The following is a 15,614-nucleotide window of genomic DNA, read 5'->3' as shown; positions in this document are numbered from 1 at the left end:
GGACGACACGAGACCACGCCGCGCCGGCCCCGGCAAGCGCGCTCAGAGCGGCCGGCAGAGATGCCCGCCATCGACCGGCAGGGTGACGCCGGTGATGTATGCGCCGCCGGGGCCGAGCAGCAGCTCGAGCGGCGCCTCGAGATCCTCCGGCCGGCCGAAGCGGCGCATCGGGATGTCCTTCAGCATCGCCTGTCCGGCCTCGCCCTCGAGAAAGCCGCGGTTGATCTCGGTGGGGATGTAGCCCGGCGCCAGCGCATTGACCCGCACGCCGTGGCGCGCCCATTCGAGCGCGAGGTTGCGCGTCAGATGCACCACCGCCGCCTTCGAGGCGGCATAGGCGGCGACCCCGGTGCCGGTGCCGAAGCCGAGCACCGAGGCGGTGTTCACGATGCTGCCGCCGCCATCCTCCGCCATCACCCGCGCCGCCGCCTGCGCCACCCGGAAGACGCCGGAGAGGTTGGTGTCGATCACCCGGGCCCAGTCGTCCTCCGCCATGTCGAGCGCGCGCCCGCCCCAGGCGATGCCGGCATTGTTCACCAGACCGTCGAGACCGCCGAGCGCCTCGGCCGCCGCGGCGACGCCGGAACGGACCGATCCGGGGTCTGTCACGTCGAGCTTGACAGGGGTGATTCGCGGCTCCACGGCGGCCAGATCGGCCAGCGCCTCGGCCCGGCGCGCGCCGGCGGCGACTGCGGCGCCTCGTCGCGCCAGGGCCCGGGCGAGATGCGCGCCGATGCCACTCGAAGCACCCGTGACAAAAATCTTGCATGATCTAAGGCTCATAGCTGCCCCTTGCTGCCTGTTCGATTCCGCTGCACTCTTCCGATATCCGGTGGACACCTGTCCATGTTTGCCCAAATTTTATTCAAGAATGGAGACTGACCGTTCATAGCATGCTACAAATGTCTATACGAAACGAACCCGTTTGGGAGGGTATTATGCTTCAGGACCAGGACGACATGACCGCGATGTCCGAGGCGGTGCGCATGGTTGGCGACGGCTGGACACTGCTCATCCTCTGGGCTGCGCTTCACGGTATCACCCGCTTCGACGCATTCCAGCGTCGGCTCGGCATGGCGCGCAACATTCTGTCGAACCGTCTCGCCCGCCTGGTGGACGAAGGCATCATGGAGAAGCGCCCGGTCAACCCCGGCGCACGGCGGCTGGAATACCGGCTGACCGAGCGCGGCCGCGCGCTGACCCAGGTCGTCGAGGGCTTCGAGAGCTGGGGCCGCATGGTCGGATCGCGCAACGCGCAGTCTTCCGCCGCCTGAGTTCGGCTCGCCGCGCCTGCCCGGCCCAAGGCAGGCAACCGTGCCTGCCGCGGCGTGACCGGCGCCGCGGCCCGGTTCAGCGATGGCGCCGCAGCACCGTCGCCGCCGTCTCGAGGCTGATCGCGGCCTCCGCCACCGCCTTGCCCGCGGCCGTGCAGGCGGCGCGCGTCATCACGTAGCCCTCGCCGCAGCGCACGCTGTCGATGAGGCTCGACTTCTGCTTCGCGACCTCCGCCTTGTAGGCATCGAAGCGCCCGGCCGACTGGATCTCGGCAAGCCCCGTCACCACCGCGTCGCAGGTGACGCCTTGGCCCTTGAGCGCCACGGCGAGCGCGTCGTCGGCCTTCGGCGCCAGGCAGAGCTTCCAGATGATGTCGAGCTGCACGGCGGGGAAGAGGCGGATCATCGTGCGCGCCCGCGACGGCAGCGAGAGATAGCCGTTGCGCACCCCGGTCGGCCGCCAGAACTCGTAGGAGACGAGGAAGCTGTTGGCGGCGAACTGGCTCATCACGTCGCGCGGCGCCTCGCGATAGCCCTCCGGCGGCTCCGGCAGCGAGATGCCCTCGCGCAGATAGGTGAAGAGCGACGCGCCCTCGAGCACCAGCGTGCCGTCATCGGCGAACGGGATGAAGGCGACCTCGGCGCCATAGGGCAGGGGGGTCATCTGCAGCAGATGGACCCGCCCGTCGAGCTTGACCACGGTCTCGGCCTGGTCGCCGCGCCGGTCGGCCTCGAAGGGCTGCGGCTGCCCGCCGGCGGGCCGGAAGCTGCCGGTGAAGCCGCCCGGATCCGGGGCGATGCGGATCTCGCTGCCCGCCGCCGGGCCGATCCCGTCATAGCGGCCGTCGAGCACGATCTGTGCGTTGGCCGGTGCCGCGAAAACGCCATAAAGCGCCGCCAAAAGGATACAGACCCGGAAAAGGGTCAGACGTGTAGCAGACATTCCGTCCCCTTCAACTCGCATGCTGCGCGCTTTTGCCCTACATGGATGTCAGCGGCCGCTGGAGAGGTATGAGGGAAAGCATGGACTGGGACAAGCTGCGCGTCTTTCACGCGGTCGCAGATGCGGGAAGCCTGACGCATGCCGGCGAGCAACTGCATCTGAGCCAGTCGGCGATCAGCCGGCAGATCCGGGGGCTCGAGGAACAGCTCGCCGCGGTGCTGTTCCACCGCCATGCGCGGGGGCTGCTGCTGACCGAGCAGGGCGAGCTGCTCTATGACGCCACCCGCGCGATCACCCAGAAGCTGAATGTCGCCGCCGCGCGCATCCGCGACAGCAAGGACGAGGTGCATGGCGACCTGCGCGTCACCGCCACCACCGGTTTCGGCACGATCTGGCTGGCGCCGCGGCTGCACCGGCTGTTCGACACCCATCCCGGGCTCTCGATCAACCTGATCCTCACCGAGCAGGTGCTCGACCTGCCGATGCGCGAGGCGGATGTGGCGATCCGCATGGCCTCGCCGGCGCAGGCGGACCTGATCCGCCGCAAGCTGATGCAGGTCTCGATGCGGCTCTATGCCAGCGCCGACTACCTCGCCATGGCCGGCACGCCGGAGAGCCTGAGCGACATCGCCAATCACCGGATGGTGACCTTCTCCTCGGATGCGCACCAGCCGAGCGAGGCCGGCCTCTGGCTGCGCCAGAAGATCGCGCCGCACCGCAACGCCCATGTCTCGATGAACAGCTATTTCGGGCTGCTGAAGGCGGCGGCGGCCGGGCTCGGCATCGCCGTCCTGCCGGACTACATCACCCACGACTATCCGGGGCTGGTCAACATCCTGCCCGAGGAGGTCAGCCCGCCCTTCTCGGTGTATTTCACATACCCGGAAGAGTTGCGCAGATCCCAACGGGTTATCGCATTCCGCGATTTCATGCTGCTGGAGATCGAGGCGTTCAATCGTGGCGTCAAGGCCACAGAAAGCGTTGCTGAGATCGCATAGCGGGTATGCCAGACCATGTCACAGTCGACACTTGTGCAACAGGCTGCTAGTTCGTAAGTACAGCGCGGGCCCGGGGACGGGCCTAGGTTGTGATACCTCCCTGTTGAACTGGCCGGGCAATGCGCCCGGCCTTTTTTTGTGTCCGACGGTCTTGGGGGCTCCGGGGCCCGCAGATCCTGCCCCGCGTCCCTGATGCGGGAAGCTGCGCCGCGCACCCATGCGATGCGGCCCCCGGCAGCCGCGCCGCCGGAGGTCCGGAGTGATCCCGCCGCCGGCCTCAGCGCCAGAGACGGTCGCCGTGCTCGGCCTCCAGCCCGTCATAGAGATGCGCGACCTCGGGCCCGTAGCCGTTGAAGAGCTGCGTCGGGATGCGCTCGTCGGTGCCGAGCACCCGCTCGCTCGCCTGGCTCCAGCGCGGATGCGCGACCTCCGGGTTCACATTGGCCCAGAAGCCGTATTCCGCCGCCTGCAGCTCCTCCCAGAAGCCCACCGGGCGCTCCTCGGTCAGGGTGATCCTGGTGATCGACTTGATCGACTTGAAACCGTATTTCCAGGGCAGGTGCAGGCGGATCGGCGCGCCGAAGGGCTTGTGCAGCACCTTGCCATAGGCGCCCATCACCATGAAGGCGAGCGGGTTCCCGGCCTCGGCCACGGTCAGCCCCTCGACGTAAGGCCAGGGATACCAGAACTGGCGCTGGCCGGTGGCGGTGTCGGGGTCGTGGAAGGTCTCGAAGCGGACATAGCGCGCCGAGCCGAGCGGGGTGACGGCCTTCAGCAGCGCCGCCAGCGGGAAGCCGATCCAGGGCACCACCATCGACCAGGCCTCGACGCAGCGGTGGCGGATCACCCGCTCCTCGATCGGCATGGCGGCGAGCAGCTCGTCGGTGCCGAAGGTCTTCGGCGTCTCGACCATGCCGTCGACGGTGACGGTCCAGCCCTCGGTCTTGAGCGCCTCGGCGGCATCGTGGATCCGCTTGTGGCTGCCGAATTCGTAGAAGTTGTTGTAGCGCGCGTTGATTTCCTCCGGCGTCACCTCGCGCCCGGCATTGGCGAAGGCCGGGTTGCGCGGCGGCACCGGCTCGAAGGGGCTGGCGGGCGCGCCGGCGGCGGCGGCCGCCTCGGGCATCATCACGCCGAGGCTGCCGGTCAGCGCCGCAGTGGTGCCGATGGCGGCAAGCCCGGCGCCGCCGGCGAGGAAGGCGCGGCGGTTGCGAAACACGGATTCGGGCGTCGCCGCGCGCTCCGGAAGCGCCCAGCGGGGCCGTTTGAGGTGGAACATGGCGATCTCCCTTCGATCTCGGTTCTGTCAGGAAGATAGAACCGCTGCGGAAGGGAGGGAAACGCTAAGCCGGCGCCTCACGAAGACCTGACCCGCCGCGAGCGGCCGCGCCGCCGCTGCGGGGGGAGGGGGCGCGGCCCCCTCGCGCTCAGTCCTGGGTCCAGGCGGCTTCGGGAATGCCCTGAAGGTGCAGCACGGCGCTCAGGTCCGAATGCCGCAGCACCGCATCGGCCTTCTCGGCCAGCGCCGGCTTCGGCCGGTAGCCGACGCCGAGCCCGGCCGCCTCGATCATCGCAAGGTCGTTGGCGCCGTCGCCGAGCGCCAGCACCTCGGCCGGGCTCGCCCCGCAGCGCGCGCAGAACTCGTCGAGCGCCTCGGCCTTGGCGGCACGGCCGAGCACCGGCGGGATCACCCGCCCGGTCAGCCGGCCCGCGACGATCTCGAGCACGTTGGCCCGGTGCTCGGCAAAGCCCGCCGCCGCCGCCACCCGCTCGGTGAAATAGGTGAACCCGCCGGAGACCAGCGCCACATGCGCGCCGCGCGCCGCCATGGTGCGCACCAGCAGCCGGGCGCCGGGATTGAGCGCCACCCGCGCCGCATAGGCATCGGCCAGCGCGGTCTCGGGCAGCCCCTCGAGCAGCGCCACGCGCTCGGCCAGCGCCGCCTCGAAATCCAGTTCGCCCGCCATCGCCCGCTCGGTGATCGCCGCGACCTGCTCCTTGATGCCGGCCATGTCGGCGATCTCGTCGATGCATTCGACGCCGATCATGGTGCTGTCCATGTCGGCGATCAGGATGCGCTTCTCGCGGGCCTCGGCCGGCACCCAGTTGGCATCGACGCCGGAGGGCGCGCGCGGCGCGGCGGGCCGGGGGCAGGGGATCTCCGCCGCCCAGGGCCCGAGCCGCCGGGGCTCGCCCGCCTCATCCAGCGCCAGCGCCGCCGCCGCGACATCCGCATCCGACAGCCCCCGCCCGGGGGCTGCCGTCAGAACCATCACACCGTCCATCGGGCTCAGCCGATCGCGGACTGCATGTGCGGCTCGGGCACGTTCTTCTCGAGCGCCTCGGCCAGCAGGAAGGCGAGCTCCAGCGCCTGCGAGGCGTTGAGCCGCGGGTCGCAGGCGGTGTGGTAGCGGCTCGAGAGATCCGCATCCGTCACCTCGGCGATGCCGCCGGTGCACTCGGTCACGTCCTGCCCGGTCATCTCGAAATGCACGCCGCCCGGATAGGTCCCCTCGGCCTCGTGCACGTCGAAGAACTCGCGCACCTCCTGGAGGATCTTGTCGAAGGGGCGGGTCTTGTAGCCCGACTGCGACTTGATGACGTTGCCGTGCATCGGATCGCAGGACCAGACCACCTTGCGCCCCTCGCGCTCGACCGCGCGGACCCAGCCCGGCAGGTGGTCGCCCACCTTGCCCGCGCCGGTGCGGCAGATCAGCGTGAGCCGGCCCGCCTCGTTGCGCGGGTTGAGGCGGTCGATCAGCCGCAGCAGGTCGTCCGGCTCGAGCGAGGGGCCGCATTTCAGCCCGACCGGGTTCTGCACGCCGCGGCAGAACTCGACATGCGCGCCGTCGAGCTGGCGGGTGCGGTCGCCGATCCAGATCATGTGGCCCGAGCAGGCCACCGGCTTGCCGGTGGTCGAGTCGGTGCGGGTCAGCGCCTCCTCGTATTCGAGCAGCAGCGCCTCGTGCGAGGTCCAGAACTCCACCGTCGAGAGCGTGTCGTGGCTCTCGGGGGTGACGCCGCAGGCGGTCATGAAGTCCACCGCGCCGGAGATCCGGTCGGCCAGCGCCTTGTAGCGATCGGCCTCGGGCGTGCCGTTGGCGAAGTCGAGGTTCCAGGCATGCACCCGGTGCAGGTCGGCATAGCCGCCGGTGGCGAAGGCGCGCAGCAGGTTCAGCGTGGCGGCCGACTGCATGTAGGCCCGCTCCATCCGCGCCGGGTCCGGGATGCGCGAGGCCTCGTTGAAGTCGAGGTCGTTGATGATGTCGCCGCGGTAGGAGGGCAGCTCCAGATCGCCCTTCTTCTCGGTGGCCGAGGAGCGCGGCTTGGCAAACTGCCCGGCCATGCGGCCGACCTTCACCACCGGCACGCGCGCGGCGAAGGTGAGCACCACCGCCATCTGCAGCATCACGCGGAAGGTATCGCGGATGAAATCGCCGTTGAACTGGCCGAAGCTCTCGGCGCAGTCGCCGCCCTGCAGCAGGAAGGCCTTGCGGTTGGCGACATCGGCGAGCCGCGAGCGCAGCGTCCGGGCCTCGCCGGCAAAGACCAGCGGCGGATAGGTGCTGAGCCGCCCCGTGACCTCCGCGAGCTTCGCGGCATCGGTATAGTCGGGCATCTGAAGACCGGTACGGTTGCGCCAGCTATCCTTGCTCCAGGGCGTGTTCATGGGGCTCTCCTCTGTCTGGATGGCGCTTCTTATCGCAGCGTCGCGGCAGGGGCCAGACCCCTCCTGCCACCGATCTTCCGCCCGGCGGCGGGCGGCTTCGGAAATTCCGCCCAGCCCGCGCTTGACGCGGCTCGGGCTGAGACGTCAACTCAGGGGGCTGCCCCCGCGAGGCGCGCAGCGGGCAGCGCCCAGCGAGGGCACCGGCAGGCAGATGCGCCGAAACGGCGCCAGGCGAGGAGCGAGCGGAACACGACATGGCCCTTGCGGGACAGATCATGGGCGGGGAAGAGCGGCCGCGGGAGTTCGTCTTCCTGCTGTGCCCGGAATTTTCCCTGATCGCCTTTGCCGCGGCGATCGAGCCGCTGCGGCTGGCCAACCGGGTTGCCCGCCGGCCGCTCTATCGCTGGACCATCGCCTCGGAGGACGGCAAGCCGGTGGCCTGCTCCAACGGCTCGGTGGTGCAGCCCGACGCGCCGCTCGGCGATCTGCGCCGCGGCACCATGGTGATCGTCTGCACCGGGCTCAGCGTCGCCAAGGCCTGCACCCGGCCGGTGCTCACCTGGCTGCGCCGGCAGGCCCGGCTCGGCGTGCGGCTCGGCGGGGTCTGCACCGGCGCGCATGTGCTGGCCCGCGCCGGGCTGCTCGACGAGAAGCGCGCCACGATCCACTGGGAGAACCAGTCGGCCTTTGCCGAGGAGTTTCCCGAGGTGCAGCTCTCCAACCTGCTCTACTGCGTCGAGGACAATGTCGTGACCTGCGCCGGGGGCACCGCGGCCTCCGACATGATGCTCTACCTGATCGGCCAGCATCAGGGGCCGGACCTCGCCTCGCTGGTCGCCGACCGGCTGATCCACACCCCGGTGCGCTCCGCCACCGACGAGCAGCGGCTCAGCGTGCCGGCCCGCATCGGCGTGCGCCATCCCAAGCTCGTGCAGGTGATCCAGACCATGGAGCGCGCCACCGAGGACCCGATCTCCCCGGCCGACCTGGCCAAGGGCGTCAACATGTCGACCCGCCAGCTCGAGCGGCTGTTCCGGCGCTATCTCAACCGCTCGCCCAAGCGCTACTACATGGAGCTGCGGCTGGAGAAGGCGCGCAACCTGCTGCTGCAGACCGACATGAGCGTGATCAACGTGGCGCTCGCCTGCGGCTTCACCTCGCCCTCGCATTTCTCGAAATGCTACCGCGCGCATTTCAACCGCACGCCCTATCGCGAGCGCGGCAGCCCGGCGAGCCGGGCCAGCGAGGGCGGGCCGGCGCCGGTCACCGCCCAGGGCGAGGGCGATTTCTCGGGCCCCGGCCTATGAGCCCGGCAGAGGGCGGGCCGGCCGCGCGGCGCCAGGCGCCGGGGCGGGCGGCCTTCGCGCTGTTCCGCCCGATCGGGCTGCGCTGGCACGACAACGACGTCTACGGCCATGTCAACAACGTGGTCTATTACGGGCTCTTCGACACGCTGGTGAACGCCTGGCTCTGCGAGCGCGGGCTGCTCGAGGTGCAGCGCTCGCCGGTGATCGGGCTGGTGGTCTCCTCGTCCTGCGACTATTTCGCCTCGGTGGCGTTTCCCCAGCGCCTCGAGGGCGGGCTGCGGGCGGAGCGGATCGGCACGAGCTCGATCACCTACGGCATCGGCATCTTCGCCGAGGGCGCTGCGACCGCCGCCGCCGCCGGGCGCTTCACCCATGTGATGGTGGACGCCGCGACCCACCGCCCGGTGCCGATCCCCGAGGCGCATCGCGCGGCGCTGCAGGAGCTGACGCCGGAGGGCTGAGCCCCGCCCGGCGGGCAACGCGCCCTGCACGGCGCGCGCCAGCGGCGCCCCGAAACGCGCCCGGCTCAGCGCTCCGGCCCGAGCAGATAGCCGGCGAGGATCGCCGCCTGGCTGAGCGCCACCAGCATCGCCCGCGTGAGCGGCCGGGGCGCGCCATCGGCGAGCGGATGCGCCAGCAGCCGCAGATAGCGCCCCGCCGCCGCCAGCCGCGGGCCGCCGCCCGGCGCTCCGCCTCCGTGATACTGCCGCGCGCCCCGGCCATAGCGCAGCTGCTGGCGCCAGAAGCCGGCAAGCGTCAGCGGGTGGTGGTGATGCACCACCGCGCGCGGGGCATGGACCAGGCGCCCCCCCGCGGCACGCCAGCGGCGGCAGAAGTCCCGGTCCTCGCTGGCGAAGCGATAGCGCGGGTCGAAGCCGCCGAGCGCCTCGAACCGGGCCCGCGAGAGCCCGAGATTGTTCGTCGAGAGATAGGGCGGCGCGCCATCCCGCGCGATCCCCTCGGCATGGAGGTGGCTGGCGATCGACTGGCTGGCCGCCGCATAGGGGTTGTCGGTGAGCGCGTTGACGATGGGCCCGCCCACCAGCCGCGCCGGGTCGCCGGCCTCGGCCGCGCGCAGCGCCGCCAGCCAGCCCGGCACCGGGCGGCAGTCGTCGTCGGTGAAGGCGAGGAACGGCGCCGTCACCGCGGCGACGCCGGTGTTGCGCGCCGCGCCCGGCCCGGCATTCGCCTGGCGGATGCAGCGCACCCGCTCGCCGAAGCCGGCGCAGACCGGCGTGAGCGGCGCCGGCGAGCCGTCGTCCACCACCACGATCTCCGGCGCCCCGTCGAGCGCCATCAGGCTCTCGAGGCAGCCGCGCAGCGCCTCCGGCCGGCCGTGGCTCGGCACCACCACCGCGGCGCGCCCGCATCCCGGCGGCGGGGCGGCACTGGCGGGCGAGCGGCACGGATCGGGCATCGGCGGGCCTCCGGGAAACAGCCCGGTTCTGCCCCGCCGCCCGGGCCGGCGCAAGCGCCGCGGATCCGGGCTCGCATGGGCCCGGCCGCTTTGCTAGGATCGCCCGGCGTTCATCGCCGTTTCCGAGGGATCCACCCATTGCCAGACACCCTGCCGCCGCCGCGTTTCGTCTTCATGGAGGTGAACAAGCGCTGCAACCTGCGCTGCACCCATTGCGACTACTGGCAGCGCGACGACGATGACCGCGCGCGCTATCTCGGCCTCGACGCCAAGCGGGCGATCCTCGACGATTTCGCCGCGATGAACCCGGACGGCGCGCTGGTGATCTGCGGCGGCGAGCCGATGCTCGATCTCGAGGAGTATTTCGGCCTCTGCGCCGCGGCGCGCGCGCGCGGGCTGCACATCCTCTCGGTGGTCAACGGCACCCGCATCCGCCGCGCCGAGATGGCCGAGCGGGTGCTGAGGGAAGGCCCGCACGAGGTCTCGATCTCGCTCAACAGCCACGACCCGGCGCTGCACGACGAGACCCGCGGCGTGCCCGGCGCCTTCGAGCGGGCAGTGGCGGCGCTGCGCCTGCTGGTGGCGGCGAAACGCCGGCTCGGCATGACGGACAGCCGGATCTACGTCATGGGGCTGATCTTCGCGCGGAACTACGAGCATATCGAGGAGTTCTACGACCTCGTGCTCAACGATATCGGCGCCGACCAGCTCAAGCTCAATTTCCTGCAGCCCTCGTTCGGCGGCGGCGGCGGCGCGCCGGATCCGTTCTTCGCCGCCGAGAGCGGAGTGGATGCCGAGAGGCTCACCGCGATCCTCAGCCGCGCGGATGCGCGCTTCGGCCTCGGGCTCAACCCGGCCTGGATCGACGCGGTGGGGATGTATTTCCGCTCGATCGCCGCGGCGCAGGATCTCGAGCGCGGCTGGGCCTCGCGCTCCGCCACCGAGGACCACATCTGCAACACCTACGAGCGCAATGTGATGATCGACCATTACGGCGTGGCGCGGCTCTGCTTCTCCACCCAGTTCCCCGGCAAGGCGCTGCGCGCGCCCGGCGATCTGCGCCGCTTCTGGGAGCGGGCGGGCACCACCCGCGCGCGGATGCGCCAGTGCAACCAGTGGTGCGGCATCAGCCACAGCGTGCGCCGCGAGAGCTCGACGCTGAAGGGCCGGGCCAAGATGGAGGCGCATCTCGCGCGCCACGGGCCGATGCCGGCGCCGGACTGGGCGAGCCGCGCCGCCGCCGGGCTGCACGCGCTGGTGCGGTGAGGCCCGCGTGAGCGGGACGGCAGTGCCCGCGCCGGCCCTCAGCGTGGTGATGCCGGCCTGGAATGCCGCTGCCCATGTCGGCGAGGCGCTGGAGAGCCTGATCGCGCAGGGCCGGCAGGATCTCGAGGCGCTGGTGATCGACGACGGCTCCACCGACGCCACCGCCGAGATCGTCGCGGCAGAGATCCCGCGGGCGGCGGCGGCCGGGCTCGCGCTGCGGCTCCTGCGCCAGGCCAATGCCGGCCCCTCGGCCGCGCGCAACCGGGGCATCGCCGAGGCGCGCGGGCCGCTCGTCGGTTTTCTCGACGCCGACGACCGCTGGCATCCGGCCAAGGCGGCCCGGCACATCGCGCTGATGCGCGCGCGGCCGGAGATCGACCTCTCCTATTCCGGGTTTCGCGATATCGACGCGGCGGGCCGCGACCTCCTGCAGGGCTACCTGCCGCGGCGCGAGATCCTGGAGCATGGCGCGCTGCTCGAGGGCAACGTGATGCACACCTCCACCATCGTCGCCCGCACGGAGGTGCTACGCCGGCTCGGCGGCTTCGACACCGGGCTCCGCACCTACGAGGATTTCGACCTCTGGCTGCGCATCGCGGCGCTGCGCCCCGGCAACATCGCGGCGGTGCGCGAGCGGCTGGTGGATTATCGCCGCCATCCCGCGCAGACCACGCGGAGCTGGGAGCGGATGCACGAGGGCTGGCGCATGGTGGTGGCGCGCGAGGCCCGCACGCATCCGGAGGCCTGGGCGCGGGTGCGCCGGCTGGCCTGGGGCAACCAGCTCGAATACTGCGCCTCGATGGCCTACAACGCCGGCGACATGGCGGCGATGCGGCGGCTGATCCGGCGTGCCTGGGCCGAGGGCGGGCCGCGGCTCGCCACCCGCAAATATCCCCTGCTGATGACCGCGGTGGCGCTGGCCTCGCACCTGCCGCGGCCGGTGCAACGCGCGCTCAGCCGGGCGCATCGGGCCCTCCGCGGCTGGGCACAGCGGCGCGAGGCGCGGCAGATCGGCGCCGAGCCCCCCCCGATGGCGGAGCGTGCCGCCCGCCGGCTCGCCGACCTCCTGCACGGCGCAGGCACCGCGCTCGCCCGCCGGCCGAACCCCGCGCATCCGTTTCGCAGCCTGCCCCCGGCGCCCGGCGCGGCGAAGCTGGAGGCGATGGCGGCGCGCTGCGAGCGCATCCTCGAGGACAGCATCGCCGGCTTCTTCCTGCAGAACGCCGACACCGCGCATGGCGGCTATCTCGAGGATGCCGGCCCCGCAGGCTTCTTCGACCGGGGCGACAAGGTGCTGCTGATGCAGGCGCGCTGCCTCTGGTTCTTCTCCGAGCTCGCCGGGGCAGGGCTGCGGGCGGCGGAGGCGCAGGCCGCGGCGGCGCAGGGCTTGCGCCACCTGATGGCGCGCTTTCACGACCCCGCCACCGGCGGCTTCCATGACCGGGTCGCCGCGGACGGCCGGGTGCTCGACCCGCTGCGGCTGCTGCGCCACCAGAGCTGCGCGATCTTCGCCCTGGCGCGGCATGCCCGGCTCACCGGCTCGGAGACCGCCGCCGGCGCCGCGCGGGGCGCCCTCGGCGCGCTGGCCCGCGATCCCGCCGGCCGCTGGCTCGACTGCGCGGCGCCGGGGGGCGAGCCGGCCGGGGCCGAGGACTGCGCGCGGCACCTGACCCAGCCCGGCGCCCGCTCCTTCGACAGCGAGATCCACCTGCTCGAGGCGCTGATCGAGCTCTGCCGCCTCGACCCCGACCCGGCGCACCGCCGGCAGCTCGAGGCGGCGCTGCTGCGCTGCCTCACCGGCTTCCGGCTGCCGGGCCGGCCGGCATCGCTGACCGGCTGGGACAATGCCTCCGACCGCCCGCTGCCGGGCCGGCTCAACGCCCAGCTCGCACCGGGCCACGATCTCGAGCTCGTCTGGTTCGCCTTCGAGGCGCTGCGCGTGCTCGGCCAGCCGCCGGAGACGCTCCTGCCCTGGGCGCGGCAGGTCTGCGACGCGGCGCTTACCCACGGCTTCGACGCCGCCCGCGGCGGGTTCTACAACCGCGCCGGCCAGCGCGGGCCGCAGTTCCTGGTGCCGGAGCGCGCCAAGCTCTGGTGGGTGCAGGCCGAGGCCATGGTCGCCATGCTGGAGATGCACGCGCTGACTGGCGAGACCCGCTGGTTCGAGGCGCTGCGCCGGACCCTCGGCTTCGTCGAGGCGCACATGCTGGCGCCCGGCGGCGGCTGGTGGCGCGCCGTCGACAGCCGCGGCCGGCTCCGCGACGCGCGCCGCGCCGCCGCCGACCAGGGCCCCTATCACAACGGCCGGGCGATGCTGCGCCTCGCCGCCGGGCTGCGCCGGCTGGCCGCCGGGGAGGGCGCGCGATGACCGGCCCGCAGATGCCCTGGATCTGCCTCGTCTCGGTGCCGCGCTCCGGCACCAATCACATCTGCCGGCTGCTGGAGCGGCTCGGCTGGCTGCGCGTCTATCTCGAGATCTTCGATCCCGGCGGCCCGTCCTGGCTCGACGCCGAGGCGCTCGCGGCGCTGGCCCGCGCCACCGGGCTCGACCTCGCCCGCGCCAAGGACCCGCGCCTCGGCGCCTGGGTCCATGCCCGCCCGGCCGAAACCCTCGCGGCGCTCGAGCACGCCGCCGCGCCGGGCCAGCGCGCCTGCCTCGTCAAGCTGTTCCACGACCATCTCGCGCCCGAGCGGGTCGCCGAGACCTTCCTGCGCCGGGCCGAGACGCGGTTCCTCTTCGTGCGCCGCCGGCCGATCGACAGCTACATCTCCCTCGTCAAGGCGCGCCATGTCGGGCGCTGGCTCGGCGTGCCCACCACCGATCTGCGCCTGCCGATCGAGGCGGATGCGTTCTGCCGCTGGCACGACAGCGCCTCGCGCTGGTTCGCCCGGATGGAGGCACTCGCCGCCGCGGCCGGCCGGCCGGCCTCCACGGTGATCTACGAGCGCGACATCCACCCCTCCGACCTCACCACCCTGCGCGGGCTGGCGAACCGTCTCGGCCAGCTCGGCCTGCCCGGGCACCTGCCCGCCAGGCTCATCGCCGAGCACGGCGCCAAGCGGCTGATCGCCGCCGGGGCCGGGCTTGTGGGCCGCGAGAGCCCCTGGCCGCCGGCGCTCGGCATCGACCGGCAGGACACCGCCGCCTCATGCGCCGAGAAGGTGAGCAACTGGGCCCGGTTCGAGGCCGATCTGGCGCGCCTGCCGGGAGGGCTCGACCGGCTCGAGCGCTATTGCGCCGACGGCTGATCGCCCCCTGCCGCGCCCGGCCAGAGCCGGCGGAACTCCGCCGCCAGCGGATGGCCGAGGCCGAAGATCGCCGCCGCCCAGGCACCCGCCGCCAGCGGCGCGGAAAGCCCGATCACCGCGAGATCGCGCCAGAGCCCGCCCTCCAGCGCCGCCGAGAGTGCCGCAGAGAGCGCCGCCACCGGCAGCACGGTGGCCAGCGCCAGCGGCAGGTTGCGCGCCAGCGCCGCCGCGATCTCGCCCGCGCCGAGCCCGAGCCGCCGGGCGACCATCCGCACCCGCCAGAGCGCGTGCAGCGCCGCCGCACCGACCAGCGCCCAGCAGGCGGCGGCCAGCCCGCTCCCGGCGAGGGCCGCGACCAGCGCCAGCGTCAGCAGCGTCGCGCCCAGCTGCACCGCCAGCATCTGCCGCTCCCGCCCGAGCGCGATCAGGTAGATCTGCGATACCGCCAGCACCGGAAACAGCGCCAGCAGCGCCGACAGGATCGCCAGCACCTCCGGCACCGCCGCCCATTGCGGGCCGAGCAGCACCGCAACCAGGCGCTGCGCCAGCACCGCCAGCAGCCCTGCCGCCGGCCAGCTCACCGCGGTGAGGTTGCCCAGCGCCGCCAGGTAGCGCGGCCGCAGCGCCGCCCGTTCCCGCGCCGCGGCAAAGACATAGGGCACCAGCACCGGCATCACCGTCTCCTGCACCACCCGGCGCGACTGGCGCACCAGGTCGTCGGCGCGGGCGAACTGGCCGAGCGCCGCGAAGCCGGCGATCCGCCCGATCAGCAGCGGCGTCAGCGACTCGCTGGCCTGCTGCGCGGCATTGGCGGCAAACACCGTGCCGGCGAGCCGCGCCGTCCGCCCCATGCCGCGGAACCCCGGCCGCACCAGGAAACCGCCGCCGGTGGCGAGCAGGCAGAGCGCGCAGTGCACGAGGCTCGCCGCCGCCAGCCCGGCAAGCAGCGCCGCCGGCCCCTGTCCCGCCGCCGCCAGCGGCACCGCGCAGGCCGGATAGGCCGCCGAGCCGGCCAGCCGCACGAAGAAGATGCACCGGAACCGCCGCGCCCGCAGCAGCTCGGCATGGGCCAGGATCGCCACCGCGTTGACCAGCACCAGCGGCAGCATCGCCGCCAGCAGCGCATCCGGCACCCGGCCGATCAGCGCGCCGGACGGCAGCGCCAGCAGCAGCGCCAGAACCGCCGTCACGGCGCCGGAGGCGGTGAGCGCGATCGCCAGCGCATTGGCCCGGAAACCGGCATCCAGCGCCTCCGCCCGCTGCACCGCGACGAAGAGGCCGAAGCCGCCGACGAACTGCGCCAGCAGCAGCACCGCCAGCGCCGCGGCGAACCAGCCGGTCTCCTGCGGCGTCAGCAGCCGCGCCAGCACCGCAAGCCCGGCAAGCTCGATCGCGAGCACCAGCGCGAACTGCGCCACCGTCCAGACCAGCGAGCGATGGAAGCTCATCCGTCCTCCCGTGCCGGCGAGCCCCCGGCGCCCGCCGGGTTC

14 protein-coding genes are annotated in these 15,614 nt (G+C 72.5%); 7 read left to right on the top strand and 7 right to left on the bottom strand.

Features of this window, described 5'->3' with window-relative positions; all coding sequences use genetic code 11:
• Nucleotides 1-42 precede the first annotated feature (42 nt).
• Entirely contained in the window at nt 43-783 is a 741-nt protein-coding gene (locus QSJ97_RS04875; RefSeq protein WP_285670496.1) for an SDR family NAD(P)-dependent oxidoreductase, read from the bottom strand.
• A gap of 155 nt (nt 784-938) precedes the next feature.
• Here QSJ97_RS04875 and QSJ97_RS04870 point away from each other — a divergent pair, with 155 nt between their 5' ends.
• On the top strand, nt 939-1,274 hold the full coding sequence (locus QSJ97_RS04870; protein WP_285670495.1) for a winged helix-turn-helix transcriptional regulator: 336 nt from the start codon (nt 939-941) through the stop codon (nt 1,272-1,274).
• Between the two features lie 76 nt (nt 1,275-1,350).
• On the opposite strand, the gene QSJ97_RS04865 is transcribed toward QSJ97_RS04870, so the two are convergent.
• On the bottom strand, nt 1,351-2,217 hold the full coding sequence (locus QSJ97_RS04865; protein WP_285670494.1) for a hypothetical protein: 867 nt from the start codon (nt 2,215-2,217) through the stop codon (nt 1,351-1,353).
• Between the two features lie 80 nt (nt 2,218-2,297).
• Between QSJ97_RS04865 and QSJ97_RS04860 the strand changes: the two genes are divergently transcribed.
• Nucleotides 2,298-3,215, top strand: coding sequence for a LysR family transcriptional regulator (locus QSJ97_RS04860; RefSeq protein ID WP_285670493.1), 918 nt, complete (start codon nt 2,298-2,300; stop codon nt 3,213-3,215).
• 277 nt (nt 3,216-3,492) lie between these two features.
• Here QSJ97_RS04860 and msrP read toward each other — a convergent pair whose 3' ends face one another.
• From msrP to QSJ97_RS04845, 3 genes are all read right to left on the bottom strand, one after another.
• A complete protein-coding gene (gene msrP / locus QSJ97_RS04855; protein ID WP_285670492.1) occupies nt 3,493-4,494 on the bottom strand; it encodes a protein-methionine-sulfoxide reductase catalytic subunit MsrP in 1,002 nt (333 codons plus the stop codon).
• 148 nt (nt 4,495-4,642) lie between these two features.
• Nucleotides 4,643-5,488 (bottom strand): phosphoserine phosphatase SerB, encoded by an 846-nt coding sequence (gene serB, locus QSJ97_RS04850; protein WP_285670491.1) that lies wholly within the window; start codon nt 5,486-5,488, stop codon nt 4,643-4,645.
• A 17-nt stretch (nt 5,489-5,505) separates the two neighbouring features.
• The gene (locus QSJ97_RS04845) at nt 5,506-6,885 is read right to left on the bottom strand and encodes a class II 3-deoxy-7-phosphoheptulonate synthase (RefSeq protein WP_285670490.1); all 1,380 of its coding nucleotides are present in this window, start codon (nt 6,883-6,885) and stop codon (nt 5,506-5,508) included.
• A 254-nt stretch (nt 6,886-7,139) separates the two neighbouring features.
• Between QSJ97_RS04845 and QSJ97_RS04840 the strand changes: the two genes are divergently transcribed.
• Nucleotides 7,140-8,192, top strand: coding sequence for a GlxA family transcriptional regulator (locus QSJ97_RS04840; protein ID WP_285670488.1), 1,053 nt, complete (start codon nt 7,140-7,142; stop codon nt 8,190-8,192).
• Complete coding sequence (locus QSJ97_RS04835; RefSeq protein WP_285670487.1) at nt 8,189-8,653, top strand: acyl-CoA thioesterase; 465 nt, start codon at nt 8,189-8,191, stop codon at nt 8,651-8,653. The genes QSJ97_RS04840 and QSJ97_RS04835 overlap by 4 nt, the downstream gene beginning before the upstream one ends.
• A gap of 65 nt (nt 8,654-8,718) precedes the next feature.
• Here QSJ97_RS04835 and QSJ97_RS04830 read toward each other — a convergent pair whose 3' ends face one another.
• The gene (locus tag QSJ97_RS04830) at nt 8,719-9,609 is read right to left on the bottom strand and encodes a glycosyltransferase family 2 protein (RefSeq protein WP_285670486.1); all 891 of its coding nucleotides are present in this window, start codon (nt 9,607-9,609) and stop codon (nt 8,719-8,721) included.
• A gap of 138 nt (nt 9,610-9,747) precedes the next feature.
• Here QSJ97_RS04830 and QSJ97_RS04825 point away from each other — a divergent pair, with 138 nt between their 5' ends.
• From QSJ97_RS04825 to QSJ97_RS04815, 3 genes are read left to right on the top strand one after another with little or no spacing between them, the layout of a single operon-like run.
• Complete coding sequence (locus QSJ97_RS04825) at nt 9,748-10,875, top strand: radical SAM protein (RefSeq protein ID WP_285670485.1); 1,128 nt, start codon at nt 9,748-9,750, stop codon at nt 10,873-10,875.
• Between the two features lie 7 nt (nt 10,876-10,882).
• Entirely contained in the window at nt 10,883-13,243 is a 2,361-nt protein-coding gene (locus QSJ97_RS04820) for an AGE family epimerase/isomerase (protein ID WP_285670484.1), read from the top strand.
• The gene (locus QSJ97_RS04815) at nt 13,240-14,124 is read left to right on the top strand and encodes a hypothetical protein (protein WP_285670483.1); all 885 of its coding nucleotides are present in this window, start codon (nt 13,240-13,242) and stop codon (nt 14,122-14,124) included. Before QSJ97_RS04820 ends, QSJ97_RS04815 begins: the two co-directional genes overlap by 4 nt.
• Here the strand turns inward: QSJ97_RS04815 and QSJ97_RS04810 are convergent.
• The gene (locus tag QSJ97_RS04810; RefSeq protein ID WP_285670482.1) at nt 14,106-15,572 is read right to left on the bottom strand and encodes an oligosaccharide flippase family protein; all 1,467 of its coding nucleotides are present in this window, start codon (nt 15,570-15,572) and stop codon (nt 14,106-14,108) included. The two genes, QSJ97_RS04815 and QSJ97_RS04810, sit on opposite strands and share 19 nt — an antisense overlap.
• Nucleotides 15,573-15,614: the final 42 nt, after the last annotated feature.

Source organism: Paralimibaculum aggregatum, assembly GCF_030270585.1.
GTDB lineage: Bacteria > Pseudomonadota > Alphaproteobacteria > Rhodobacterales > Rhodobacteraceae > Thermohalobaculum > Thermohalobaculum aggregatum.
Note: the sequence above shows the minus strand (reverse complement) of the source record. Positions and strands in the feature narration are given on the sequence as shown.